This window comes from Paeniroseomonas aquatica (assembly GCF_030409335.1).
GTDB lineage: Bacteria > Pseudomonadota > Alphaproteobacteria > Acetobacterales > Acetobacteraceae > Belnapia > Belnapia aquatica.
Map to the genome: position 1 here is coordinate 1 of NZ_JAUFPN010000023.1, position 7,253 is coordinate 7,253.

The window sequence follows — 7,253 nt, forward strand, 5'->3', positions numbered from 1 at the left end:
GCGGGTGGACCCCCATGCCGGACCCTATGCGGCGCAGCGTGCCCTGGTCTTCCACCCCGACGACCCGCTGTTCGCGCGGTTCCGCTGGCGGATGGAGCGCGAGCAGGGGGGCCAGCTCCGCAAGGACCCGCGGCCGCCCCGCCAGCCCGCGCCCGAACTACCGGACTGGCTGGAGGGCGAGATCGCCGAGACGCGTCAGCGCCAAGCCATCGTCCCGCTCGAGAGCAACGCGCTNCCCTGATCTGGCGGCGGCGCGGGAGCCGGAGCCGCAGGGGGACTTCCTGACCCCCTCCGGCGCCGAGCGGCAGTTGCGGCACCAGCTGAGCGAGCAGGTGGCGGCGCAGGCGGTGGAGGATGCAGCGGAGGGCGTCTCCGGCGCGGTGGCGCCGCCGCGGGGGCGGGTCTGTACCATGCCTACAACGCGGCGCTGAAGCGCGCCCTCGGCGACCAGGCCCGGCACGAGATGTCGCTGGCGGAGCTGGAGGCGGCGCTGGAATGGCTCGGCCGCAATCGGCTGCGCGAGCATCTGCATCTGCTGGAGGGCGACCACCGCTTCGGCTGGGCAACCCGCAACCGGCAAGGGTGGACCCCACCAGTGGGGCGGGCCGCCAAGGCAGGGCCCCGCGGCAGGACGGGAACAAATGGTCCGCAGACCATGAAGTGAATGAGCCGGCATGAATTCAGCGATGGCACGCATTCGTGCGTGATTGGTGCCCAAGTCGGAGGCAGCTGATGCAATAGATCGACCTGAGAATCGCACTTGCGGGCGGGGCTGACCAGGGGGCGCCATCCTCGCTGGCGGTGCTATGATCCAAGCGCGATGAGCGTGAAAGCGACACGAGCAAGGAAGCCGCCGGACGTCGAAGATTTGTACGATCGTGGCAGATGAGTGTTATGGCTGGCAGTCGATGTAGGAGAACAAAGCTCGATGGCGAAGTCAGAAACATCCGCTCCGCGCGGTACCAACAAGGTCATCAAAGCCTTCTTCGAGACCTTGGATTCTACTCCGGATGCTGGCCGGTCGCAGGTCGCCAGAGCAGCGCTTGCCGCAATCCGCGAAAAGCTGACTGCCCGCAAAGACAAGGAAAAAGCCACCCGCCAAAAAGAGAAAGCCAAGTCGGCCCGTGGTCGGGCAGCGCCTGTGCCCCGCAAAGCAGCTTCGTCGTCGCGTGTAACAAGTGCCCGTAAGACTGTGACTGCCGCTGCTAAACCGGCCCGTTCGAAAAGGGTGACTGAGGCCTCTGCACCGAAGGCCACGAAGCGCTCACCTGCACGTCGAGTTGTACCCAAGGCTACTGAAGCACCCCCGCAGCCAAGGAAGGCTGTCACCCGCCGGTCCAGCACTCGGAAAAAGCATGTATCAGAGGCGGCCCCAATGGATGGCCCGACCGCGCAGGATGGCCGTCCCACGAATGGCGTACCGCCTGATGGCGCGACTAACGCTGAATAAGCCGAGCCTCAAACGGCCATTCTGCTTGGAAAGCTGATCTCAGCTTTGACCAACAGGCAGGACACGATCAGGATCCTGCCTGTTGACTACCGCCAGAGCTTTCTCGGTGCAGTGGCAGGCCCTATTGCAGAAGTGCCCTGCTCCAGCTTCTGCTCCATGGTGGCTTGGAACAGCGTAGATAAGTGGCGTCTGCTGCGATTGACTAGGGCCCGTCAATCACATCAGGCGTTCGCCGTCGTCTTATCAAAACTTCAGATTTGGTCGTTGCTTGCTGCGACAGCAGCCGGCTTGTCCGCCCTATGGTGCAGAGCTTGATTCATCAAGAGCAGACCTGCTGACAGCCGCGCCAGGTACCGCGCGGCTCGTGCTCGTACGGCCTGCTGATCGTCCTGGTCATCCGGCAGGGTGCAGCCAGCAAGCGTGATGGCGGTGCCAACGATGCGGGCTTCCAACGCCGCGATCGCCTCATCGCACGACTTCGACCTGGCATAGACCCGATCTGCAAGCTCGCCAGCCTGATCAATCTCCGCCTCGACCTGATCGCCATCAGTCAGCACCGAGCCGATCTCACCTGGCGGATCAGGTTCCTCGCCTGCGAGCATCGCCATCAGACCGATGGAGGCAACCAAGGTATGGACTGGCCCATTGTCACCACCACGTGCGGCGAAGGCACCAAATGCCACGGCCATGGCTGCTTCGCCCAAAACCTCCCCACCCTCCGCATCCAGCTGGCCAATGAGGTCCCGATCGTCGCCGGCGGCCGGCGGCTGGTCCGCTTCGTCCGTGGGATACGGTAGTTTGCCGGCGGCGATCGCCTTGGCAACCACGGCGAGGGCCTCGTGGAGCTTCGGGTCAGGTGACAGCGCCATGGAGGATCCTTGATCTGAAGATCACCGGCATCTGGGGATCTTCAGACGCCTCAGCAACACCGACCTGGCAAGCTTGCCCTCAGCGGCTGGCGCGGGGGCTGGCATAAATCCTCACGTCTGTGACCACCATCGATCAGCGTTGGTTTGTCCTGCTGCCATTCGCCAAAACGATACGCTGAACTGAATGATCGGCGCGGTGCCGCAGGTTCTTCATGGCATCGCCGCGGATGGGCGCGCCGTAGCGCTGCCAATCGAGCCCGCGGCCCCGGGCGACGCGGTGCTCGACGGCGTCTTGCTGCGGGACAGCTTGGGCTCGACGATGAACCAGGCCACGGCCGGTGGCCATGGAGGCGGGGCTAAGCCGACACCGGCAACCACGGCACCGCGTGTCATCGGCATTGGAGGTGGGGGCGGCGGAGACGACGCCCTGGCTGACAGCTTCCGCGGCGACATTGTCCAGCTGGTGCCATCAGTGGTGGCAGCGCGCCGCGCCGCCGGGTAAGGCGGATGGACCCACCTGCCGCACAGGACGCCACTTGCCCCAGCACCACCCCCAGCTGATCGCCACCCTCGCCGTCGGCCTGGGTCTCGCCTTCCTGTTCGGCGTCGTCGCGCATCGCCTGCGCGTCTCGCCGTTGGTGGGATACTTGCTGGCCGGCGTCGCGGTCGGACCCTTCACGCCCGGGATCGTGGCGAACCAGGAGATGGCGAACCAGCTGGCCGAGATCGGCGTAATCCTGCTCATGTTCGCAGTCGGGCTGCACTTCTCGCTCAAGGACCTGACGGCGGTCTGGCGGATTGCGATACCGGGATCGCTGGGGCGGATGGCCGGCGCCACGCTGATGGGAATGGGGCTGGCCTGGATGTTTGGCTGGGGCATCGGCGCCGGCCTGGTCTTCGGGCTGGCGCTGTCGGTCGCTTCCACTGTGGTGCTGGTGCGGGCACTGCAGGAACGGCGGATCGCGGATACCGAGCGCGGTCATATCGCCATGGGCTGGCTGATCGTGGAGGATCTGGCGACGATCCTCGTGCTCGTGCTGCTACCATCGCTGGCGCCAGCCCTCAAGGGCGACGCCGGCGCCTCGGCGGGGGATCTGGTCGTCACCATCCTGATCACCTTCGCCAAGGTCGGCGGCTTCATCGCCATCATGCTGGTAGGCGGTCGCCGGGTGATCCCCTGGATCATGCACCACGCCGCCCACACGGGTTCGCGGGAGCTGTTTCGGCTGGCCGTCTATGCCGTGGCGCTCGGGGTGGCCTTTGGTGCGTCGGAGCTGTTCGGCGTTTCCTTCGCCCTCGGCGCCTTCCTGGCGGGGATGGTGATGGCGGAAAGCCCGCTCTCCCAGCGCGCGGCGGAGGAGGCGCTGCCGCTGCGCGACGCCTTCGCCGTACTGTTCTTCGTCTCGGTCGGGATGCTGTTCAACCCCGGCATCCTGCTGGTGGCGCCCTTCGCGGTGCTGGCGGTCCTTGCGATCATCCTCTTCGGCAAGTCGGCGGTGGCCTACGGCATCCTGCGCGTCTCCGGACAGGACCACGGCACAGCGCTGAGCATCTCCGCCAGCCTGGCGCAGATCGGTGAGTTCTCCTTCATATTGGTAGAGCTAGGCGCCGCGTTCGGGCTGCTACCGCCCGAAGGGCGAGATCTCGTGCTGGCCGGGGCGATCCTGTCTATCCTGCTCAACCCGGTGTTGTTCGGCCTGGCGGAGCGCTGGCGAACCGCGACCTCACGGCCAGTACTCCCGCCAACCACGCCTGCCCAGATGCCGGAGCCACCCCCACCACGCATCCCTATCTCGGTGACCGCGCTGGGCGACCATGACGTGGTGATCGGCTATGGGCGAGTGGGCTCTCTCGTCACAGCAGGGCTACGCGCTGTCGGGCGCCCTGTGCTGGTGCTGGGGGACGCAGAGGATTCTGTCATGGCGGCGCGGGCGATAGGTGTCGAGACCGTGCAGGGCAACGCGGCCGACCCCAAGGTGCTGGCCGCCGCCAACCTGCCCGCCGCACGCCGCTTGTTCGTGACGGTGCCGGAGATGTTTGAGGCCGGGCAGGTGGTGCAGCAGGCCCGTGCCGCGAACCCGGCGCTGGAAATCCTCGCTCGTGCCCATTCCGAGGCCGGTGTGAGCCATCTGCGGCGGCTGGGCGCTGACCGCGTGATCATGGCGGAGTGGGAGGTCGCCCATCGGATGCTGGACGACACTGCGGGGGCCCAGGTGATGCTCCACCCCGGCTTGGGCCCGTTGCGACCGACGCCGCCGGGTGTCTGATCCCGCATAGATGTTCGGTCCCGGGATTTGATGGTGCGGGTCATGGTTGAAATTGGACGGCTTTTCCGTCCAAGTTTTGCAGGTGGCTTCGAAGTGGGTGGTGCGGTGGTGCGGCATCGAACCAGCCGATACCTCAACAATCGTGCCGAGAACTCCCATCGCCCGACCCGGCGCCGGGAGCGCCAGATGCAATGCTTCAAGTCGCCCCGGCAGGCACAGCGATTCCTGTTAGCGCACAGCATGATCTACGGTCACTTCCGACCGCGGCGGCACCTCATGACCGCATCCCAGTACCGGCTTGCCCGCGCTGAGGCTTTTGGAGTCTGGCAGCAGGAGACCTGCGCCCGGACAACGCTTTGAAAACGCATGCGGTCACGTGATGCGTCCCAGCGCGGCTGTTGAGCAAACAAGTTGGCAATGCCTGCGAAGCGCCTGGGAAGGGGCCGAAGAGGGTCGCTCGAACACGCCCCCCCCGTTTTTGGCATTGGTGATTGCCTACCGACACTGTCGATTGAACTCGCGGCCGCCTTCAACCACGATCGGCCATCCCCGTCAGAAGCTCTCCTCCAGCGCCGCCAGGTCGATCGGCTGTATGGAGAACCACACCGGTTCCGAGCTGCGTGCGGCCATCCGCAGGATCGGCTTGGCGGCCGACAGCAGCTCCTCGAGCGATCGGAAGGGATGGATGGCCTCCTCCCCGTCGATGGTGCGCATCAGCAGGCCGTAGCCTGCCTTGGTGGCCGGTAGGGTGGGTGCGGGCAAGGGCAGCCTAGCTGGTGCCTCCCTGCGCCCGCTCCGTGGCGGTGGCGGTGGCACCAGGGCAGGACGTGCCGCAGGGCTGGCGGACGACGCCACGGCATGCTGCTCTGGCGGGCCAACAGAGGCCGTGGGCTCCGATGCCACGTCGGTCAATCCGCTGAGCAGGTCCGCCGATGCCGCGTCTGTCGCCTGGACTTCGGTGATGCTGGCGGCGGCCACCGCCTGCCCAGCGCCTGGCGTCTCCTGCCGGCGCAGCCTGGCGAGGATGGCGTAGATATTCGCCGGGGTGCAGCCATAGGCGGCCGCCACCTCGGCGACCTTGTGTCCCTTGATGTCAATCCGATGGCGGATCGTTGCATGATCCTCGCGGGCAATCCTCGGCATGCGGCCCCTTCCCTGCTGGCGTGCTGATGTCAGCGGCCAGGGAGCATCGCATGTCAGCCCGCTGGGGTCAGGAGGGATTCAAATTTGAATTTCAAGTTTGACTGCCGCCGGTACCCGCCAAATGGCTGCAGCAGCGAGGACCGCGGCTGCGATATGCCCGGGTGGCTCAACCACCGGGGAGGACTGGCGGGGAAGAGGTGCTGGCTTGCTGGCGGCTTTGGTAGGCCTGCCCTACAGCGCCTCTTTGACCAACCGACACCCACCGCCAAGCCGAATTGGTGCAGCTTTTGCTCCTCTTTCTATCAGTTCGTTTGGGGCCAACGGATAACCGTGGCCCGAAAGACACTGTAGAGCGGCAGTAGGCTCAGCATCGCGGCGGCGGCCAAATAAAGCGGTGCCGCCGTGTTCTGTGTCCTTTCCTGCAACCATCCGGCCAAGGGCGGCATGGAAGTCTGCGCCAGGTAGAGCCAGAGAAAGAAGATGCCCATGCCGAGCCCGCGGTTTTCGGAGCGCAGTACCTGGGAGGGCAGCGACATGATGATGCCGGTCGTCAAACCCATGGCAGCAACTGCGAGGAACAGAGCGGGCATGGGCCAGGTCAGCGGGATGGCGAGGAGGAACACCGATATGGCGCCAAGGCAGACCTTCATGGCGGTGTCGACATTGCCGAGACGCTGAGCACCGTAGCCACCGAGGTAGCCCGAGGCGACGATGAGCCAGGACGCCAAACCGGCCGCCACCCCAACCGAAGCAATGGGCAGGCCGCCAGCGACCAGATAGCTGGGCACGAAGCCGAAGATGATGGCGAGCACCCCGTTAAGACCGCCCCAGATGGCCCCCGCCACACTCACCATCAGCACCTCATAGCTGCTGATACTGCCTTTTGCGGCAGCTTGGCCGGTGGCCTGGGCTCTGTCATTCGGATGCACCCGGTACAGCAGGGCGACCATGAGCAGGGAGATAACCGTGAGCCCACTGGTGACAAACATCGCCATGGGCCAGCCATGCGTCTCTGCCAGCCATCCCAGCGTGAGAAGCGCCAAGCCGAGGCCCACCGGGAACGAGTTGATGAAGATGGCCATCGCCAGGACAATCTGGCGGCTCCCGGCAAACCAGTCGGTCACCATCTTGGCCATCAGCACGTTGAGCAGGACCGAGCCTATGCCGGAGACAAGGCGGCCGCCTGCGAGACCGGTGAAGCCTGTCGCCATACCCATGATGACAGCGCCTGCTGCCATCAGCACGAGGCCCGTCAGCACCACCCGCTTGTCGCCGAACAATCGGCCGAACATGCCCGCGGGAATGGTTAGCGCGATGCCAGGCAGAAAATAGAGGCCGATGAGGGTGCCGAGGTCGACGTAATCCAGCCCAAGGTCGGGTAACAAGACAGGCGAGATGGAGCCAACCGACTGGACTTGAAAGCCGAGACTGGTTCGGGCAGCTGTCAAGACCACCAGAGCTTTCCATCGTTGCTGCACGGCCACCCCCTAGAGCATTTCAGGTTTAGTCGAACGCATATCCTGA

Annotated in this window: 6 protein-coding genes and 1 pseudogene; 4 read left to right on the forward strand and 3 right to left on the reverse strand. The window is 65.4% G+C overall.

Going from position 1 to position 7,253, the window contains the following annotated elements; genetic code table 11:
* Nucleotides 1–463: 463 nt before the first annotated feature.
* Nucleotides 464–664 carry a hypothetical protein gene (locus QWZ14_RS02750; RefSeq protein ID WP_290315036.1) on the forward strand — a complete coding sequence of 67 codons (201 nt, stop codon included), beginning with the start codon at nucleotides 464–466 and terminating at the stop codon, nucleotides 662–664.
* Nucleotides 665–1,701: 1,037 nt separating this feature from the next.
* Here the strand turns inward: QWZ14_RS02750 and QWZ14_RS02755 are convergent.
* On the reverse strand, nucleotides 1,702–2,319 hold the full coding sequence (locus tag QWZ14_RS02755) for a hypothetical protein (RefSeq protein ID WP_290315037.1): 618 nt from the start codon (nucleotides 2,317–2,319) through the stop codon (nucleotides 1,702–1,704).
* Nucleotides 2,320–2,503: 184 nt separating this feature from the next.
* Here QWZ14_RS02755 and QWZ14_RS02760 point away from each other — a divergent pair, with 184 nt between their 5' ends.
* The 3 genes and pseudogenes from QWZ14_RS02760 to QWZ14_RS02770 form a co-directional block, all read left to right on the forward strand.
* The gene (locus tag QWZ14_RS02760) at nucleotides 2,504–2,821 is read left to right on the forward strand and encodes a hypothetical protein (protein ID WP_290315038.1); all 318 of its coding nucleotides are present in this window, start codon (nucleotides 2,504–2,506) and stop codon (nucleotides 2,819–2,821) included.
* Nucleotides 2,822–2,855: 34 nt separating this feature from the next.
* A complete protein-coding gene (gene ybaL / locus QWZ14_RS02765) occupies nucleotides 2,856–4,586 on the forward strand; it encodes a YbaL family putative K(+) efflux transporter (RefSeq protein WP_290315039.1) in 1,731 nt (576 codons plus the stop codon).
* A gap of 114 nt (nucleotides 4,587–4,700) precedes the next feature.
* Nucleotides 4,701–4,946, forward strand: a pseudogene (locus tag QWZ14_RS02770) (DDE-type integrase/transposase/recombinase); the annotation flags it as partial.
* Nucleotides 4,947–5,138: 192 nt separating this feature from the next.
* On the opposite strand, the gene QWZ14_RS02775 reads toward QWZ14_RS02770, so the two are convergent.
* Both QWZ14_RS02775 and QWZ14_RS02780 read right to left on the reverse strand, forming a co-directional pair.
* Nucleotides 5,139–5,729, reverse strand: a complete 591-nt coding sequence (locus tag QWZ14_RS02775) for a hypothetical protein (RefSeq protein ID WP_290315040.1) — start codon at nucleotides 5,727–5,729, stop codon at nucleotides 5,139–5,141.
* A 302-nt stretch (nucleotides 5,730–6,031) separates the two neighbouring features.
* Nucleotides 6,032–7,207: an MFS transporter gene (locus QWZ14_RS02780; RefSeq protein WP_290315041.1), complete on the reverse strand. Its 1,176-nt coding sequence runs from the start codon at nucleotides 7,205–7,207 to the stop codon at nucleotides 6,032–6,034.
* Between the last annotated feature and the right edge of the window lie 46 nt (nucleotides 7,208–7,253).